The following is a 17,956-nucleotide window of genomic DNA, read 5'->3' on the forward strand; positions in this document are numbered from 1 at the left end:
CACCGTGTGGTGGTGCTCTGCGAGGTGCCGCGTCGCGCGTACGACCGCGTCGCGGTCCGGAGTCGTCCGGTGCGCGGCCCGCTGAGTGTCACCCTCCCGGGCGGGTCAGCACTTGCCCTTGCAGGGCTCCCCCCGCTTGATCGGGATGACGATCCTGCCGTCCTTCCCGCCGAGGACCAGCTTCGCCGGGCCGCGGACCGGGTTCTTCGGCAGGAGGTAGCCCTCGGGGACGTCCTTGACGACGGCGTAGTACGTGCCCGGCGGCAGGTCCCAGTAGCAGGAGCCCTTGGCGCTCGTGACGCAGTCGTCGACGTAGGTGTCCTTGTGCGGGCCGCTCTGCTGGATGCCCGGCTTGCCGTTGGTGTCGCGCCAGATCTGGACGACGGTGTGGGCGAGCGGGTCGCCCGTCTTGGCGTCCTTGACGACGACCTGGAGGCCCGGTTCCTCGACCAGTCCCGCGTCGAGGGTGAGGTCGGAGCGGTTGCCCGGGCCGAGGGTGACCGTGCCGGAGCAGCCGGTGCGCGGGTCCACGACGGAGTCGTCCCCGGTGGCCCCGGCGTTCCGCTTCGTCCACAGGTACGCGTCGGGCCAGGTGAAGCAGACCTGGTAACTGCCGTCGGGGAGGCGGGAGAAGAGGTACCTGCCCTTCGCGTCCGTCGTGGTCGTCCTCAGCGTCGCACCCGTCGCCGGGTCGATCAGCTTGACGGTGATCCCCGGCGCCCCCGACTCGCCCGGGCCCTGGATGCCGTCGGCGTCGTCGTCGTACCAGACGTAGTCGCCGAGCCTGTTGAGCGGTGTCAGGCCCGCGTCCACGGTGTGGTCGACCGTGCCGGGAGCGCCCACCTTGACGGTGGTCTTGCCGGAGGCGTCCGCGTTGGAGTCGAGTGTGGGGTCGGTGCCCGCGGCCTTCTTCGTCCACTGGAGGTCGGCGGGGGCCGGGGTGCCCGGCAGCTTGGCGGTGTCGGCGGCCGAGGCGTCGAACGTGACGTCGTACGACGTGTCCGGCTTCAGCCCCTCCTTCGTGCCGATGTACCACTCGCCCTGCGCGTCCGTGCTCGCCGTCAGGGTCGTGGAGCCGGACTTGAGGGTGACGACGACTCCCGGGACCGGCGCCTCGGACGGGTCCTGGAGGCCGTTGCCGTTGACGTCGTACCAGACGCGGTTGCCGACCTGCACGGGCGCCTGGTCGCAGACCAGCTCCAGGTCGGCGAGGCCGTTCGCCTTGCCGAAGAGGCTGTTGCCCGCGTTCCAGGTCGACTTGAGGAGGAGGTTGCCGGCGATCGAGCCGTCCTCGGAGGCCCAACGGCGCACGCCCTGCTCGTAGGCCTGGTTGGTGAACGGGTCGAAGACCGTCGACCACAGCCTCTTGCGGTACGGCTGCAGGACCAGGCCGCCCTCGGTGATCTGGTCGTGGTGGGCGTCCCCGAGGACCGTGAGGTCGTCGTAGAACTCGCCGCCGCCGGGGCCGAGTTCGTTGCCGGGCAGGTTGCCGGTGAGCGCGCCGCAGGAGCCGTTCGCCTCCAGCGTGTACGTCGTCCCGGACACGCAGGCGCGCAGGACGTCACCGGCGGCGACGGACGCGACCAGCTCGGTGGACCTGTAGGCGTTGGTGCGGCTGCCCTGCATGTCGGCGAAGCGGTCGCGGAAGCCCATCACCAGGTCGCCGTTGTCGGCGATCTCGATGTTGGAGAGGATCGGCTGGGGGGCCGTGACGAAGGAGTGTTCCTCGCGGGCGGGCACCCGCTCGTTCCACGCCTCCCAGTTCGCGCTCATGCGCTGGCCGACGGTGGTGGCGTCGGTGCAGCGGTAGTTGGTCGCCGGGGTGCCGGTGAAGCGGTAGGCGCAGCCGCGCGCGTAGTCGAGCCCGTACGTCATCAGCTCCTTGAAGGAGCCGGCGGTGAACTCGTAGACATGCGCGCTGAGTTGGGCGGGGTCACCCCACGGCACGGCGGTGGTCACGGTCGACTCGGCGCCGCACACCCCGCCGACCAGCACCCGCTTGCCGCGCACGCCGATGCCGTACGGATGCCAGTCGCCGACGCAGGAGTCCGGCTCCGGGATGCCGTACGACGTCGGTGTGCCGGCCGTGACCGCGTCGCCGGTGCCCTGGAGGGGGACGGCGTACAGCTTCGCGTCGTTGAGGTCGACCGCGTACAGCGTCCTGCCGTCGCCGGAGACGTCGACGTCGCCGATGCCCTCGCGGCCGACGCGGCCGTAGACCGCGTCGTCGTCGAGGTAGCTGTTCGACGTGTCGTGCGCGGTGAGGGTGCCCGGCAGGGTGGTGAACGTGGTCACCGCCTTGCTCGTGGCGTTGTAGCGGTAGATCGCGTTGACCGCGCCGGCCGGGCCGTAGGCGGTGTGCCGCTTGACCGACGTGCCCATGAAGGTGTTGCCGGTGCGGTCGGTGCCGATGCCGAACACGGCCTGCTGGGCGGTGTTGTCGGTCAGCTGGGTGAAGGTGCCGCCCGGGGAGGCGCCGGCGAAGTCGCCGCCGAAGCTCATCAGGCCCTGCTGGCCGGTCGCGTCGCCCTTGGCCAGGCCGCAGGTGACGAGGGTGGGGGCCTCCTGGCAGTAGACGCCGGGCTCCCAGAAGCCGGTGGTGTACGTGACGTCCGTACCGCCCGACACGTCGACGAAGCCGGTGTTCGAGCGGATGACGTCGGCGCCGGTGCCGAGGCCCGCGATCGCCGGCTGGTAGGTGCCGGGGTCGGGGTTCTTCACCTGGACGCGGTACATGCCGCCGGTGAGCGCGGAGGACGCCGGGGTGAGGGCGGCGGTGCCGTCGGTGCCGGTCGTCGCGGTCAGGGCATGGCCCGCGTCGTCGGTGAGGGTGACGGTGACGCCCGCCATCCCCGGCTCCAGCACGCTGTCGTACGCGCCGTCGGCGTCCACCTCGGTCACGACCCGGACGGTGACCTTGCCGTCGCCGGTGCCGTGGCCTCGGGCGGAGACCGACGCCTGCGCGGCCGGTGCGCCGACCGTGCACACGGCCAGCACGAGCACGGCCGCGAGCGGTCTCCGTCTGCGGAGAAGCCCTCTTCGCATCACAGTTCCTCGTCTCCTGGAGCTCTCGTGGAGCGGACCCCGGAGATATGTATAGGAACCGTAAAGATGATCAAATCGGCCCGTTAGAGGGACAGCGGGATGTTCTTCATCTTCCGGGCAGCTTCGCCCGCCAGATCTCCGTCGCCTCCGCCGCCGCGTCCGGTGCCGCGAGCAGCAGCGGGTCGCCGTACTCCGGCAGCTCCGGGAGGGCGGTCGCGCCCGCCTCGCGGGCGATTAGGAGGGCGGGGAGGCCGTCGACGTGGTGGAAGGAGCCGATCGCGGCGGCGGTCGCGCGGCCCGCCGCGACCTGGACGAGGGAGAGGGCGGTGGAGCCCATCACGCGGACCGTGCAGTGGCGCTCCGCGAGCTCGGCGAGCAGCGCGTCCATGCCGGGCCAATGGGCGTGCGCCGCCCACTCGGTGAGGAAGACATGGCCGGTGAGGGTGGTGTGGCCGGCCGCGCGGGTCGGACGGCCGTTCAGGAACGCGCCCCGGCCGCGCACCGCGCTGAACGTCTCGCCGCGCCACGGGTCCGCGACCACACCGAGAAGCGGGGTGCCGTCGGGGGCGGCCAGGCCGAGGGAGAAGGAGCACCAGCCAAGGCCGTGGGCGTAGTTGGTGGTGCCGTCGACCGGGTCGACCACCCAGTGCGGGGCGTCGGGCCGGCCCTCCGTGGTGCCGTACTCCTCGCCGACGATCCCGTGCTCGGGGAAGGCGGCGGCGAGCACCTCGCGGACGTGCCGCTCCACCGCCTCGTCGGTCGCGGTCACGATGTCCGCGGGCCCGTCCTTCTCCCGTACGGCGTCCCGCGGGTCCCGGGGCCGCCGGATCGTCTCCGACGCCCAGGCCGCGAGCTCCGTCGCGAACCGGAGCGCCCGGTCGAGGTCGACCTCACGCACAGCTGCTCACGAGTCCCTTCACGTCGTTGCTGATGATCGCGTCCACGCCCCAGGAGACCAGGCGCTCCCGGCGGGCCGCGCCGTCCACCGTCCAGCAGCTCACCAGCAGCCCGCGCTCGTGCCAGCCCGCCACGCCGGTCTCGGTGAGGAAGAGGTGCTCGGGGTTGAAGTACTGGGGGCGCACGGCGGCGAGCACCTCCTCGGCGGGCGGCTCGTTGCCGTACCAGCTCAGGAAGAGCGTGATGTCCTCGTCCACGGCGCGTACGGCCGCCATCGCGCGGGCCGCGCCGCAGAACATGGCCGTTCTGCCCGCCAGTTCGGCGTGGGCGGCGAGCGCGACCGCCGGGTCGCCGGTGTCCAGGAGGAGGGGGAGGTCGGTCGTCGCCAGCGCCTCCGACAGGGTCGGAATCTCCGGTGCGTGGGACTGGAGTTGCTTCAGGGTCAGGTCGGCGATGCGCTCGGTGCTGCCCCACAGGCGGCCGAGGTCGTCGTCGTGGTGCAGGACCACCACGCCGTCCGCCGTGCGTCTGAGGTCCACCTCGATCGCGTCCACGCCGGCCTTGTCGGCGAGCCGGATCGCCTCCAGCGTGTTCTCCACCGCGCCCCACGGGTCGCCCCGGTGCGCCACCGCCAGTGTGCTCACGCCGCCTCCGTCTCCTCGTTCCCGTACGACAGCGCTCTGCCCAACGTCACCGGCGCCCACTCCCCGGGCGGGGGAAGGGGAGGGCCGTTCCGCACGATAGGCGGCCGACTCGGCGGGGCGGAGGGGCCTCCCGGTGAATCCGCCGTGACGGCTGCCCGACCGGCACCTTTCGTCTCAGGGCTTTTTGTGCGGCACTTACCCGGACGACTTCTTCTCCCCGCCCGGAGAACTGCTTTTCGGGGCTCAGCCGTACAACGCCACCCGCGGGGAAACCCTCCCCCGTGCCTCCGGGTTCAGGACGGTGACGCGGTAGGTCTGGGTGAGGGTTTCGCCCGGGTGGAGGGTGTGCTGTGCGGTGGGCAGGTCGGTGAAGAGCGTGCCGGTCTGGGTGCCGAGCGGGACGGTCTGCCAGCAGCCGTCCGCGGTGCGGGCCTCGACGCGGAGGTCGGACGGGGTGAGGAAGGGGCCGGCGTCCGGCGACTGCACGAGCAGCTGCGGGGCGACCGTGCGGTCCGCCGAGGTGTCGTTGGTGTAGGTGACGGTGACCTTGTGCCGGGCGCCGTCGGCGATCAGGGGGGTGGTGGGCCCGTCCACGAAGTCGACCGGTACGGCGGCCTCCTGGGCCCGTACGACGGCCGGCGCGGTCGGGGTGGTGGCCGCGGCGGCGGGACCGGCGGCCGCCAGGCCCCCGAGGACCACGGCGACGGAAACGAGAGCGAGTTTCAGGTTTTTGCTGTTCTTCAACACGTTCAAGAGGACGGCAAAGCAAGGAAAACCGTTGGTCGATTCTCGTGGATATTTCGTGGATACCGCCCGGTAGATCATTCACGATTCCCGGTGCCGTCATATCGGGCTGATAGCTTCCGTCTCCTCCCACCCCCCATGAACTACCAGGCGGAATTCCCTTGCGTACTTTCCGTGAGAACAGCGGAGGAAGACATCGCCCGCGCGCGCCGAAAAGCCGGCGCGCCCGCGCGATCGTCGCGGGCGGCATCGCCGTCGTCTCGCTGGCGCTCGTCGCCCCGCTGGCGTCGGCGGCCCTGACCGCCCCCTCCGACCCCACCCCCACCCCCACGAACCGGGTGACGGACACCGACCGGCTCCCCGACGGCTGGCAGCAGTCCGGCGACCGCGTCGTCACCTACGACGGCGACGCCACCGGCCTGCACGTCCTGGTCGCCGACGCGGCGCACGCCTACACCTGGCACACCGCGGCCACCCTGTCCGAGCCCGGCATCGACACCGACCAGTGGATCGGCCAGACCTGTGTGACCGGTTCGGGCGACCGGGCCGTCGTGGTCTACGCGCCCCGGCAGGCCGCCAACGACCAACACGGCTTCGACCAGGGCGCGTTCGCCGCCGTCGTGAACCTCGACGACGGCACGGTCACCAAGCTGCCCGAGCTGGTCTCGCTCGCCTACTACAACCCCGGCTGCGGCGACGGCGAGCGGGCGGTGCTCAGCCGTCCGAAGGGCGACGGCACCGAACTGCTCACCCTGGACGCCGCGAAGGGCACCTTCGTACGGCAGCAGACCGTGCCCGGTCAGATGACGTCCGCCGTGCCCTTCGGGGACGGGATCGCGGCCGCCGCCGGCGACTCCGTGGTCTCCGTGGACGCACAGGGCGACACCGGCACGCTGGCCCGTACCGCGGACACGCCGTTCCGGCTGGTGCCGGACGCGCACGGCGGGCTCGCCTACCAGGTCCCCTCCGGTACGAAGGTGCAGGTCCGCCGGGTCACCTCGGCGGGTTCGGACCAGCTGCTCGGCACCGGCGCGCTCGGCTCCGTCGCGGTGCACGGCACCGGCGGCCGGGTCTTCGTGACCGGGAAGGACGCGGGGGACGCCGTACCGGAGTCGGCTCTGCCGAAGAGCTGGAAGGCGCTGACGGACGTGCCGGCCTCGGCGGAGGTGTCCACCACCGGCGCGCTCGCACTGACCTCCGTCGGCAGCGGCGCCGAGGCGGCGGGCGGCACGAAGACGTCCGGCGACGCCACGCAGCCCGTCGGCATCGACGCGGTCCTGCCCGGCACGGACACCCGCCTCGACTTCAGCGTGAAGCCGAAGGTGCCCGCGCAGGCCCAGGCCGACGAGCAGTCACCGGCACTGTCGGGCGGGGCGCACACGGACGGCGGTACGGGGGAGACGGCCACGGACGATGTGGCGACCACCGCCGACGACGACCCGTCGACCTCCCCCACCGACCCCGACCGCGCCTGCGCCGTCACCCGCAACGACCCGAAGCTCCAGTCGCTCCAGCCCTCCCCCGCGATGGCCGAGTGGGCGACGGACCTGGCCGTGCAGGGCAGGCTGGACGTGCGGCGGCGGGCGGGCTGGAACGGTACCGACCTGCCGTCGTACACCCCGCAGGGCCTCTTTCCCCCGGTGCCGCTCAAGGGCGGCGGCCGGGTGCCCGCGCAGATCATGCTCGGGGTGCTCTCCCAGGAGTCCAACCTGATCCAGGCCACCTCCCGGGCGTCCGCCGGGGAGAGCGGCAACTTCGTGCAGGGCGGCTACTACGGCAACGCGGGCAGCGTCCACACCGTCAACTGGGCGGCCTCCGACTGCGGTTACGGCATCGCGCAGGTGACCAGCGGCATGGCGAAGTCGGACACCACGTACACGGCGGAGCAGCAGCAGGCGATCACCGTGGACTACGCGGCGAACATCGCGGCCGGGCTGCGGATCCTCCAGGAGAAGTGGAACACCCTCTACGACCACGGCATGTTGGTCAACGGCGGTGACCCGAGGTACCTGGAGAACTGGTGGTTCGCCGTCTGGGCGTACAACAGCGGCTTCAACCTGCCGAGTTCGGCCGATCCGTCGGCGCCGTGGGGTGTGGGCTGGTCCAACAACCCGGTGAATCCCACCTATCCGGCGGACCGGAAGATGTTCCTCTCCTCCGGTTACGACGACGCCCGCACCCCCAACCTGTGGAGTTACCCGGAGCGGGTGCTGGGCTGGGCCGCGTACTCCCAGCAGAAGACCGACCCGGCGACCGGCGCGACGGTCCGGGCGTTCAGCGTCGGTCACTATCCGGCCGACAACCCGCCCGCCGCCGAACCGGCCCACGACACCTTCTGCAAGCCGGACGTCAACGACTGCGACACCTCCAAGCCGCACAAGGTCGAGGGGGCGACGCAGCCCGCGGGGGCCTGCCAGCGGGACGACTTCAAGTGCTGGTTCCACGAGCCGGTCAACTGGACGGACTGTGCGGCGACTTGCGGCACGGAGGTGCTGAAGTACCAGATCGGTGATCCCGAGCCGAAGGCCATCTCCCCCTTCCCGGCGGCCTGTTCCTCCACGCTGCCGTCCGACGCGCTGATCGTGGACGACGTACCGAACACGGTGAAGTACCGGGTCGGTGCCTCCAACCCCTGTGCGGGGCAGCGGAATTGGACCAGTCGGGGCACGCTGTCGTTCACGTTCGGGTCCGCCGAGCAGAACGGGGCGACCGTCTATCCGTCGAAGATCGACTTCCATCAGCTGGGGTCCGGGTTCGGCGGTCACTTCTGGTTCACGCACACGCGGGTGCCGAGCCTCACCGACTCGATCGTCACGGGGACGTGGACGCCGGACCGGTCACTGAAGGGGAAGGCCGAGGTGATGGTGCATCTGCCCGACCACCAGGCCACCACCGATCAGGCGACCTACCGGATCTCCCTCGGCGACGGGACGGTCGTGGAGAAGACGATCTCCCAGGACACCGGCGGGAAGAACGCGTGGGTGTCGCTGGGGTCGTACGACTTCCGCGGGACGCCGAGCGTGTCGCTGAGCTCGGACACGGCGGACGGGACCGGGGACGCCTCGATCGCCTGGGACGCGCTGGCCTTCGTACCGGGGGCGTGACCGCCCCGTAGGAAATTCTCCTGAACGCCCGTCGTCAGTCCACCGGACTGGCGGCGGGCGTTCCGCTGCGTGCCGCCTCGACGAACGCCGTGATCAGGGACGGGTCCTTGACCCCCCGGCTCGCCTCCACGCCGCTGGAGACGTCCACGCCCCACGGGCGGGTGACCTGCACCGCCTCGCGGACGTTCTCCGGGGTCAGACCTCCCGCCAGCAGCCACTTCTCGGCGGAACCGGCCGCCGGCATCCGCGACCAGTCCCAGGCGATGCCCGAGCCCGGCACCGGCGCGTCGAGGAGGAGCAGGTCCTCGCCCAGCTCGCCGCAGCGCGGCACCGTGTCGCCGAAGGCGGCCGCGCGGATCAGGGTCCAGGCGCCGCCGGCGAGGTCGGCGTAGTAGGCGCGGTCCTCGGGGCCGTGCAGCTGGATCGCCCCGATGCCCGAGTCGACGGCCGCCGCGCGGACGTACTCCAGGGGCTCGCGGCGGAAGACCCCCACCGTCAGGACACCGGCCGGTACCCGCGCGGCCAGCCGGGCGGCCGTCGCGGGGTCGATGCGGCGCGGGCTCTCCGAGAACACGAACCCGATGGCGTCGGCGCCGGCCTCGACGGCCGTGTCGACGTCCTGCTCGGTCTTCAGGCCGCAGATCTTCACGAAGAGGGTCATGCGGCAACCGTATCCAATTCTCATTCTTGAACAACGATCACATACATAACCGTTGACGCGACCATGGCAAGCGCTTACCGTCCCGAAGGATACGTGCCCCCGTCCCCGCACACCATGGAGACGAACGATGCACCTGAGACCCGCCATCACCGCCGCCGCGCTCGTCGCCGGCACCCTGGTCGCGCTGTCCGGCACCACGACCGCGCAGGCCGCCACCACCCGCTACGAGGCCGAGACCTCCCCCGCCGTCTGCACCGGAGCCGTCGAGACCGAGTGGACCGGCTACTCCGGCAGCGGCTTCTGCAACGCCACCAACGCCATTGGCGCCTATGCCCAGTTCACCGTTTCCGCACCCGCATCGGGCACGGCGACCCTGGGCGTCCGCTTCGCCAACGGCACCACCACCGCCCGCCCCGCGGACATCATCGTGAACGGTACGACCGTCTCCTCGGTGTCCTTCGAGGGCACCGGCGCGTGGACCGGCTGGACCACGAAGACGCTCACCGTCCCCGTGAACGCGGGCAGCAACACCATCCGGCTCAACCCCACCACCGCGGGTGGCCTGCCCAACGTCGACGCCCTCGACGCCACCACGGCCGACGGCACCGAGACCCCGTCGGCCACCGCGCTCTACGTGGCCCCGAACGGCACCGACGGCGCCGCCGGCACGGTCTCCGCGCCCACCACGCTGACCTCGGCGATCAGCCGGATCTCCGCGGGCGGCACGATCTACGTCCGCGGAGGGACGTACGCCTACTCCTCGACGGTGACGATCCCGGCCGGCAACAACGGCACCTCGTCGGCGCGTACGACCCTCTCTGCCTACCCGGGCGAGACGCCGGTGCTCAACTTCGCGGCGCAGAGCGAGAGTTCGTCCAACCGGGGGCTCCAGCTGAACGCCAACTACTGGCGTATCTACGGTCTGACCGTCGAGCGGGCCGGTGACAACGGCATCTACGTCGGCGGCAGCAACAACGTCATCGAGCGGACAGTCACCCGCTACAACCGTGACACCGGGCTCCAGTTGGGCCGGATCGCCTCCTCCACCCCGGCGAGCGACTGGCCCGCGAACAACCTCATCCTGAGCGCGGAGTCGCACGACAACGCCGACTCCGACGGCGAGGACGCGGACGGCTTCGCGGCCAAGCTCACCACCGGGACCGGGAACGTCTTCCGCTACGCGGTGTCCCACAACAACATCGACGACGGCTGGGACCTCTACACCAAGACCGACACCGGCGCGATCGGCCCGGTGACCGTGGAGTACTCCCTCTCCTACGACAACGGCACGCTCAGCGACGGCTCGCAGGCCGGCAACGGCGACCGCAACGGCTACAAGCTCGGCGGCGACGACATCGCGGTCAACCACGTCGTACGGCACTCGATCGCGTACGCCAACGGCAAGCACGGGTTCACCTGGAACAGCAACCCGGGCACGATGACCGTCACCGGCAACGTCTCCGTCGACAACACCGAGCGCAACTTCAACTTCGACGGCGGGACGTCGGTGTTCCGCTCCAACACCTCCTGCCGGTCCGGCAGCGGCACCAACGACCGGATCATCGGCGACTCCGACAGCTCCAACCAGTTCTGGTCCGGCACGAACGGCTCGCGCTGCTCCTCGTACGCGGGCGCGCTGGGCTGGTCGTACGCCTCCGACGGCAGCCTCGTGGTGACGTTCGGCGGCAAGCAGGTCACGCTCTAGAACCCCGTAGGACGCATGGGGGCGCGCTGCCCGGGGTGCCGTTGTCAGTGCCCCGGGCTAGCCTCCAAAACATGACTTCACGACTCAATCCGTACATCAGCTTCGACGGCTCCGCCCGCGACGCCATGGAGTTCTACCAGAGCGTCTTCGGCGGCACCCTCGACCTCAACACCTACGGCCAGTTCGGGCAGGGCGACGCCCCCGAGGCCGACAAGATCATGCACGGCATGCTGGAGACCCCGAGCGGCTTCACCCTGATGGGCGCCGACAGCCCGCCCGGAATGCCGTCCACCAAGGGCGACAACATCTCCGTGAGCCTGAGCGGCGACGACGACACCGAGCTGCGCGGCTACTGGGAGAAGCTCTCCGCGGACGCCACGGTGACGGTGCCCCTGGACAAGCAGATGTGGGGCGACGTCTTCGGCATGTGCACGGACCGGTTCGGCATCACGTGGATGGTCAACATCGCCGGGAAGTAGGGCGGCGGTCCGCGGGCAGCGGGGCGGGCGGTCCGCGGGCAGCAGGACGGCCAGTCCGCCTCAGGGGTCGTTCGGCTCGGTGCCGAGCAGCGCGGCCCCGAGCGGGGTCAGGGAGTGCAGGACCGTGTTGGCGTGGCGGGGGCTGGTGATCAGGCCCGCCTCGCGCAGGACGGCGGTGTGACGGCTGGCGCTGGTGGGTGTCACCCTGGCCCGGCGGGCGGCCTCGGTGGTGGCGTCGGTCGCGCCGGCCCGCAGGACGGCGGCACCTGGTGGTACTTCGACGTCAAGTTCCGTTCCCACCGCTGGGGTTCCTGCTGACGACCGTCCGACCGCCCGGTCACCGCTGTGGCCGAGGCCACAGGAACCACCGCCGGGGGTGCGGAGCGTTACGGGTGTGAGGGAAACAGAACCAGCGGAACCGGAGCGCGCGCGGATCCGGACGGGCGACCGTGCCGCCTTCGCCGAGCTGTACGACCGGCACGCGCGCGCGGTCTACAACCACGCCCTGCGGCTGACCGGCAACTGGTCACAGGCCGAGGAGGCGATGTCGGAGACCTTCCTCGCCGCCTGGCGCACCCGCGCCACGGTGGACGAGGAGGGCGGCTCGCTCAGGCCCTGGCTGCTCGGCATCGCCACGCACAAGGCGCACAACGTCAACCGTGGGCTGCGCCGCCGCCTCGCCTTCCTGGCCCGCAGCCCCGAGCCGCGCCCGGTGGCGGACTTCGCCGAGGAGACCGCCGGGCGGATCGACGACGCCCGGCGCCTCGCGGTGGTGCACCGGGCGCTCGGCCGACTCGGGCGCCAGGACCGCGAGGTGTTCGCGCTGTGCGTGGCGGCCGGGCTGGACTACCGGCAGGCCGCCGAGGCCCTCGGCATCCCGGTCGGCACGGTCCGCTCCCGGCTCTCGCGCGCCCGCGCCCGGCTGGCCCGGCTCAGCGAGGACGGCCCGGAACTCCCCGCCGTCCACGGAGAGATGGAGAGTGAGGCCGCGCTCGCGGCCCTGTTCCTGCGGAAGGAGACCCCATGAGCGAGGCCGAGGAACTGCTGTCGGCACCGGCGGAGTGGGACCTCCCGCCGGAGCGCCACCTCCACTTCAAGGACGTCCTGATGCGGCAGATCGACCACGACCTGGGCACCTCCACCGTGCCGATGACTCCAACGGCACCGACGGCACCGGCCGCTTTGGGGGTGCCGGTCGTCGCCGTACCCGCTCCCCCGTCTCCTGTACGGCGCCGGCTCGCCCGTCCCGCCGTCCTCGTGCCCCTCGCCGCCGCGGCCCTCGCGGGCGCCCTGCTCGTCCCGCTCACCGTGGCCGACCGCGCCCCCGCGACCGGGACCGCCGCCGGCCCGTCGGCGTCCGGCGCGTCCGGCGCCGCCGTCACCCTCGACCGCATCGCCACGGCGGCCATGGCGAGCGCCGCGACCCCGGTACGGGACGACCAGTTCGTGTACGTACGGATGCTGAACCGCTCCAACACCGGCTCCTGGAACGGCCCGGTGCGGCTCGGCGCCCCGCACACCGAGGAGTACTGGACCTCGCAGGAACCCGGCCCGCAGCGGATCACCGGATGGTTGCGGTCCAGCGGCAAGGACGCGATCATGCCCGGACAGACGATCCCCGTCGAGAACGGCGAGCCCGTCGCGGCGGGCGTCCACCACCCGACGTACGCCTGGCTGGCCGCGCTGCCCACCGACCCCGACGCGCTGCTCGTCCGGCTGCGCGAGGAGGCCGACCCGGTCGAGGGCGAGTCCATGGACCAGGCAGTCTTCTCCCTCATCGGCGACCTGGTCAGCGGGACGGTCATGCCGCCCGCGAACGCCGCCGCCCTCTACCGGGTGGCCGCGAGGCTGCCCGGTGTACGGGAGATCCCCGACGCCGTCGACGCGGCGGGGCGGCACGGCGTCGCCATCACGCTCGACGACACCGGCTTCGCCACCCGCGACGAGTGGATCTTCGACAGGAAGACCCTGGCCCTGCTCGGCTCCCGCGCCTACGTCACCGATCCCGGCCGGGGCATCACGACCGAGACGCTGTTCGGCGTCAGCGCGGTGATGGAGCGGGCGGTCGTCGACGGGAAGGGGGAGACGAAGTAGGAGGCCGGGTGCGAGGCGGCCCCTTGATCCCGCCCTGACCCCCGGTACCGGACAATGCCCCCATGAGCATCGTCAAGATCAACGTCCTCACGGTCCCCGAAGAGCAGCGCGAGACGCTGGAGAAGCGGTTCGCCGCGCGCGCCGGCGCGGTCGAGGGCTCCGACGGCTTCGAGTGGTTCGAGCTGCTGCGCCCGCTCGAGGGCACCGACACCTACCTCGTCTACACCCGCTGGCGCGACGAGGAGTCCTTCACGGCGTGGATGGAGGGCTCGATGAAGCAGGCCCACCAGGGCGGCGCCGACCGCCCGAAGCCCGCGGCGAGCGGCTCGACGCTGTGGTCGTTCGAGGTGATCCAGCAGGCCGAGCCGAAGGGCGCGTAGCCGCTGACGTCGGTGAACTCTCGCGGCGAGGCCGTGAACCCATGAGGCCGTGAACCGATCAGGCCGTGAACCGATCAGGGGTCCCCGTCCGATGAAGGGGTGAAGCGTCCCTCCGAAGGGTGGCCCCATGAAGAAGTCAGCAGCCCAGTACGCCCCGCGTCCCGTGCGCGGCCCGGCCCTGTGTGCCGTGGTCATGCTCGGGATCGCCGGTGTCGCCTGGGCGCTCCGCGCCGTGTGGCAGGTGCGGCTCGCCGTCGCCGGAGTGCCCGCGTCCGGGCTCCCGGACCAGGGCGAGGGCCGGCACCGCCCGCTGACCGCGCTGGAGAACTCGTACCACGTGGTCAGCGCCGTCGGGGACGTCGCGACCCTCTTCTGCGCGGCCTTCTTCATCATGTGGCTGTGGCAGGTGCGGGACAACGCCCGCACCCTGTCCGGCCACCCCCCGCGCTACCTGGGCATCTGGGTCTACGCCGGCTGGATCGTGCCGATCGTGAACCTCTGGTTCCCGCGCGGGATAGTCGCCGACGCCTTCCGCGGAAGCGCCCCGGACCGCCCGCTGCCCCGCTCGGTGAACGTGTGGTGGGCGCTGTGGCTGATCGGCATGCTCACCGACCTGGGCCTGAACTACAGCGGGAGCACCGACGCCATGATCGCCCGCGCCTACTCGAACGTCTCCACGCTGCTCGTCGCCGACCTCGCGGTCGTCGGCGCCGCGATAGCCGCGATCGTCATGGTCCGGACGCTCACCGCCCTGCAACTGGAGCGGTTCGCGACCGATTTGCGGACGCCGAGTGGTGATCCCTTGAAGGAATCGGTCGGGGCGTTTGATCAGGATTGATCGCGCTTACTGTTGCGCCTACGTGAACACCCCCCACCCGTAGGATCGCCATGCGCCCCACCCGTCCCGTCATGGCCGTCTGCGCGTCGGCCCTCCTGCTCAGCGCGTGTGGTGTCGGTGACGGCGGCGCCGCCGTGAGCCCCAGGAAGGGCGACGACATCACGCTCGGTCTGCTGCTGCCCGACCGGGACACGGCCCGCTTCGACAAGTTCGACCACCCCTTGTTCACCAAGGAGGTCGCCACCCTCACCGGCGGCAAGGGCAAGGTCGAGTACGCCAACGCCGGGGCGAGCGCGAAGACGCAGAGCGTCCAGTTCCAGAAGATGGTCGCCGACAAGGTGGACGTGATCGTCGTGGACGCGGTGGACTCGGCGGCGATCAAGTCGGACGTCCAGAAGGCCAAGGACGCGGGCATCCCCGTCATCGCCTACGACCGGCTCGCCGAGGGCCCGATCGACGCCTACGTCTCGCACGACAACGAACTCGTGGGCGAGGTGCAGGGCCGGGCGATCGTCGAGGCGCTCGGCGACAAGGCCGAGTCCAGCAAGGTCGTCGTGATGAACGGCTCTCCGGCCGACCCCAACACGGCCCTGTTCAAGAAGGGCGCGCTCAGCGAGCTCAACGGCAAGGTGAACATCGCCGCGCAGTACGACACCCGCGAGTGGCTGCCCTCGGTGGCCAAGGCGAACATGAAGAAGGCGATCGCGAGCATCGGGGTGGGCAACATCGCCGCCGTCTATGCCGCGAACGACGGCATCGCGGGCGCCGCCATCGACGAGCTGAAGGCGGCGGGTGCCTCGAAGATCCCGCCGGTGACCGGGCAGGACGCCAACCTGGACGCGGTGCAGCGGGTCGTGACGGGCGAGCAGTACATGACCGTGTACAAGTCCTTCCTCCAGGAGGCGACCAACGCGGCGCAGATCGCGGTGTACAAGGTGCAGGGCCGCGACCTGCAGTTCGACGCGCTGGTCCGCGACAAGATCGACAGCCCGACGCAGAAGGACATCCCGTCGGTGCTGGTCCCGGTGGTCGCCCTCACCCAGGACAACATCGCGCAGACGGTGGTCAAGGAGGGCGTGTACACGGTGAAGCAGATCTGCACGTCCGCGTACGCGGCGGACTGCGCGGCGATCGGCCTCAAGTAACCGCCGGTCAGGGGCGGGTGCGCAGCCGTCGTACGACGAGGGCGGTCGCCGTCAGCGCGGTGACCGTGCCGAAGGCCAGGTGGACGGCGGTGTCGGCCGGGGTGAAGGACGCCACGGCGTTGCCGAGGACGCTGAGGACGAGCAGCGGCCAGAGCAGGACGCGGTCGAGGGTGAGGGTGTCGGTGTCGGTCATGGCTTCCTCCAGGGGTGGGTCGTGGTGTGCGCCGACGGTGGGTCGCTGACGTCCCCGACGCTATGAGCCGCCTCCCCCTCGGGCCGATCCCGCCCGCCGCCCGCTTCGAGGTACAGCAGGCTGTACTTTCCGGCTCGCGCGCGGGCCGCGAACGCCCTCTCCGCATAGGGTCGTTGTCCTCCGAGGAGCTCTGAGAGGTTCCGAGAGGCTCTGAGGAGATCCGTGGCGATCCGTGGAGGAGGGGGCGCGCATGGCCGTCGCCGAGAGGCAGCGGGTCGGGCGGCTGATCGTGGAGACCATGACGGTCGCGGCCGGTGCGCTGGGGCAGTTGGTCTCCGGGCTCGGTACGGCCGTTCTCGCGCCGCTGGTGCTGCTGTGGCTGGCCGTCGCCGCCCTGACCGTGCCGCTGGGCGTGGGTCTGCTGCTGGCGCCGGGTGCGCTGCGGGCGCTGCACGCCCTGGCCGGCCGGGAGCGGGCGCGGCTCGCCCGTTTCGGCCCCGAGGTGATCGCCCCGCAGGCCCCGCCCGTCAAGCCCCGGCCCGCCCTGACCGACCCGGCCACCCGGCGCGAGGTGCGCTGGCTGTTCCGGCACACCGCGCTCGGGCTGCCGCTGGGCCTGCTCGGCTTCCTGCTGCCGCTGTTCGCCGTACGGGACGCGGCCTTCCCGCTGTACTGGCGGCTCGCCCCGAAGAACGCGACCACCACCTCCATCGGCATCGGCACCGCGCACTCCTGGCCGGACGCGCTCGCCGCCGGACTGCTGGGCGTGGGCTGGATCGCCATCATCCTGGGGCTGTCCCCCGCGCTGGCTCGGCTCCAGGCGGACCCCGGGCGACGGCTGCTCGCGGCCGGTCCCGGCGCCGACCTCTCCCTGCGGGTGGCGGAGCTGACGTCCACCCGGGCCGCCGCGCTCGACGCGCACGCGACGGAACTGCGCCGGATCGAGCGGTCGTTGCACGACGGTACGCAGAACCGGATCGTCACGGTGACGGTGCTGCTGGGGGCGGCCCGGCGGATGGTCGCGCGGGATCCGGCCCGCGCCGACGAGTTGCTGGAGCGCGCCCAGTCGGCCGCCGAGCAGGCGCTGGCCGAGCTGCGCACGGTCTCCCGGAGCATCCTGCCGCCGGTGCTGGCCGACCGGGGGCTCGCGGGCGCGCTCACCGGGCTGGCGGCGGAGAGTGCGGTGCCGTGCCGGGTGGACGTCGAGGTGGAGCGGCGGTGCGCGGCGTCCGTGGAGGCGACCGCGTACTTCGTGGTGGCCGAGGCGCTCACCAACATCGCCAAGCACAGCGGGGCCGGGCAGGCGACGGTCACGGTCCGCGCGACCGAGAACCGGCTCCTGCTGACGATCACCGACGACGGCCGGGGCGGCGCGGACCCCTCCGGGGGTACCGGCGCCGAGCGGGGGTCCGGGGTCAGCGGTGCCGAGCAGCGGTCGCGGGTCACCGGCACCGAGCGGCGATCCCCAGTCACCGGTACCGAGGAGCACTCCCAGACCACCAGTCCCGAGCAGGACTCCCAGCTCACCGGCCCCGAGCAGCAATCCTGGGCCACCGGCCCCGAACAGGACTCCCGAGCCACCGATCCCGAGCAGCACTCCCGGGCCACCCACCCCGAGCAGCGCTCCCGACTCACCGGCCCCGAGGAACAAACCCTGACCAGCGGGCCTGAGCAGGACTCCCGAGCCACCGACCCCGACCAGCACTCCCGGCTCACCGGTCCCAAGCAGAGCTCCCGAGCCACCCACCCTGAGCAGCACTCCCGACTCACCAGCCCCGAGGAACACGCCCTGACCACCACCGCCGCCGGAGGCAAAAGCGGCGGCTCCGGGCTCACCGGCATCCGCCGCCGCGTCGCCGCCCACGACGGCACCTTCCGCCTGACGAGCCCGCCGGGCGGCCCGACGACACTGGAGGTGGACCTTCCCTGTGGAGCGTGAACCGCTGAGCCGTGAACCGCTGGATCGTGAACCGCTCGGCCGTGAACGGCGAACGGACAGTGACCGGCGCCCCGCCGGCGACACCCGC

Annotated in this window: 15 protein-coding genes and 1 pseudogene; 9 read left to right on the forward strand and 7 right to left on the reverse strand. The window is 71.7% G+C overall.

Features of this window, described 5'->3' with window-relative positions:
* Window positions 1-105: 105 nt before the first annotated feature.
* The 4 genes from ABZ896_RS26275 to ABZ896_RS26290 form a co-directional block, all read right to left on the reverse strand.
* Entirely contained in the window at window positions 106-3,045 is a 2,940-nt protein-coding gene (locus ABZ896_RS26275; RefSeq protein ID WP_360933883.1) for an SdrD B-like domain-containing protein, read from the reverse strand.
* A gap of 106 nt (window positions 3,046-3,151) precedes the next feature.
* A complete protein-coding gene (locus ABZ896_RS26280; RefSeq protein ID WP_360933886.1) occupies window positions 3,152-3,943 on the reverse strand; it encodes an inositol monophosphatase family protein in 792 nt (263 codons plus the stop codon).
* The gene (locus tag ABZ896_RS26285) at window positions 3,936-4,586 is read right to left on the reverse strand and encodes a glycerophosphodiester phosphodiesterase (protein ID WP_360933889.1); all 651 of its coding nucleotides are present in this window, start codon (window positions 4,584-4,586) and stop codon (window positions 3,936-3,938) included. The genes ABZ896_RS26280 and ABZ896_RS26285 overlap by 8 nt, the downstream gene beginning before the upstream one ends.
* 243 nt (window positions 4,587-4,829) lie before the next feature.
* Window positions 4,830-5,333 (reverse strand): signal peptide protein, encoded by a 504-nt coding sequence (locus ABZ896_RS26290; protein WP_360933892.1) that lies wholly within the window; start codon window positions 5,331-5,333, stop codon window positions 4,830-4,832.
* 158 nt (window positions 5,334-5,491) lie between these two features.
* On the opposite strand from ABZ896_RS26290, the gene ABZ896_RS26295 reads away from it, so the two are divergent.
* Window positions 5,492-8,434: a hypothetical protein gene (locus ABZ896_RS26295; protein ID WP_360933895.1), complete on the forward strand. Its 2,943-nt coding sequence runs from the start codon at window positions 5,492-5,494 to the stop codon at window positions 8,432-8,434.
* 34 nt (window positions 8,435-8,468) lie between these two features.
* Here ABZ896_RS26295 and ABZ896_RS26300 read toward each other — a convergent pair whose 3' ends face one another.
* Complete coding sequence (locus tag ABZ896_RS26300) at window positions 8,469-9,095, reverse strand: phosphoribosylanthranilate isomerase (protein WP_360933898.1); 627 nt, start codon at window positions 9,093-9,095, stop codon at window positions 8,469-8,471.
* 127 nt (window positions 9,096-9,222) lie between these two features.
* Here ABZ896_RS26300 and ABZ896_RS26305 point away from each other — a divergent pair, with 127 nt between their 5' ends.
* Window positions 9,223-10,800, forward strand: a complete 1,578-nt coding sequence (locus ABZ896_RS26305) for a carbohydrate-binding protein (protein ID WP_360933901.1) — start codon at window positions 9,223-9,225, stop codon at window positions 10,798-10,800.
* A gap of 71 nt (window positions 10,801-10,871) precedes the next feature.
* The gene (locus ABZ896_RS26310; RefSeq protein ID WP_360933904.1) at window positions 10,872-11,279 is read left to right on the forward strand and encodes a VOC family protein; all 408 of its coding nucleotides are present in this window, start codon (window positions 10,872-10,874) and stop codon (window positions 11,277-11,279) included.
* Between the two features lie 60 nt (window positions 11,280-11,339).
* Here ABZ896_RS26310 and ABZ896_RS26315 read toward each other — a convergent pair.
* Window positions 11,340-11,543, reverse strand: a pseudogene (locus ABZ896_RS26315) (helix-turn-helix domain-containing protein); the annotation flags it as partial.
* 130 nt (window positions 11,544-11,673) lie between these two features.
* Between ABZ896_RS26315 and ABZ896_RS26320 the strand changes: the two are divergent.
* The 5 genes from ABZ896_RS26320 to ABZ896_RS26340 all read left to right on the forward strand — a co-directional run bounded on the left by ABZ896_RS26320 (window position 11,674) and on the right by ABZ896_RS26340 (window position 15,736).
* Window positions 11,674-12,306, forward strand: coding sequence for a sigma-70 family RNA polymerase sigma factor (locus ABZ896_RS26320; protein WP_360933907.1), 633 nt, complete (start codon window positions 11,674-11,676; stop codon window positions 12,304-12,306).
* Complete coding sequence (locus ABZ896_RS26325; protein ID WP_360933910.1) at window positions 12,303-13,373, forward strand: CU044_5270 family protein; 1,071 nt, start codon at window positions 12,303-12,305, stop codon at window positions 13,371-13,373. The genes ABZ896_RS26320 and ABZ896_RS26325 overlap by 4 nt, the downstream gene beginning before the upstream one ends.
* 62 nt (window positions 13,374-13,435) lie before the next feature.
* On the forward strand, window positions 13,436-13,753 hold the full coding sequence (locus tag ABZ896_RS26330) for an antibiotic biosynthesis monooxygenase (RefSeq protein ID WP_360933913.1): 318 nt from the start codon (window positions 13,436-13,438) through the stop codon (window positions 13,751-13,753).
* Window positions 13,754-13,880: 127 nt separating this feature from the next.
* A complete protein-coding gene (locus ABZ896_RS26335; RefSeq protein WP_360933916.1) occupies window positions 13,881-14,591 on the forward strand; it encodes a DUF4328 domain-containing protein in 711 nt (236 codons plus the stop codon).
* A 50-nt stretch (window positions 14,592-14,641) separates the two neighbouring features.
* A complete protein-coding gene (locus tag ABZ896_RS26340) occupies window positions 14,642-15,736 on the forward strand; it encodes a substrate-binding domain-containing protein (RefSeq protein WP_360933919.1) in 1,095 nt (364 codons plus the stop codon).
* Between the two features lie 7 nt (window positions 15,737-15,743).
* Here the strand turns inward: ABZ896_RS26340 and ABZ896_RS26345 are convergent, their stop codons facing one another.
* A complete protein-coding gene (locus ABZ896_RS26345; RefSeq protein ID WP_360933922.1) occupies window positions 15,744-15,929 on the reverse strand; it encodes a hypothetical protein in 186 nt (61 codons plus the stop codon).
* 250 nt (window positions 15,930-16,179) lie between these two features.
* Here ABZ896_RS26345 and ABZ896_RS26350 point away from each other — a divergent pair, with 250 nt between their 5' ends.
* Window positions 16,180-17,868 (forward strand): sensor domain-containing protein, encoded by a 1,689-nt coding sequence (locus ABZ896_RS26350; RefSeq protein ID WP_360933925.1) that lies wholly within the window; start codon window positions 16,180-16,182, stop codon window positions 17,866-17,868.
* The last annotated feature ends 88 nt before the right edge of the window (window positions 17,869-17,956 follow it).

It is taken from the genome of Streptomyces sp. NPDC047072 (assembly GCF_040643855.1).
Classification (GTDB): domain Bacteria; phylum Actinomycetota; class Actinomycetes; order Streptomycetales; family Streptomycetaceae; genus Streptomyces.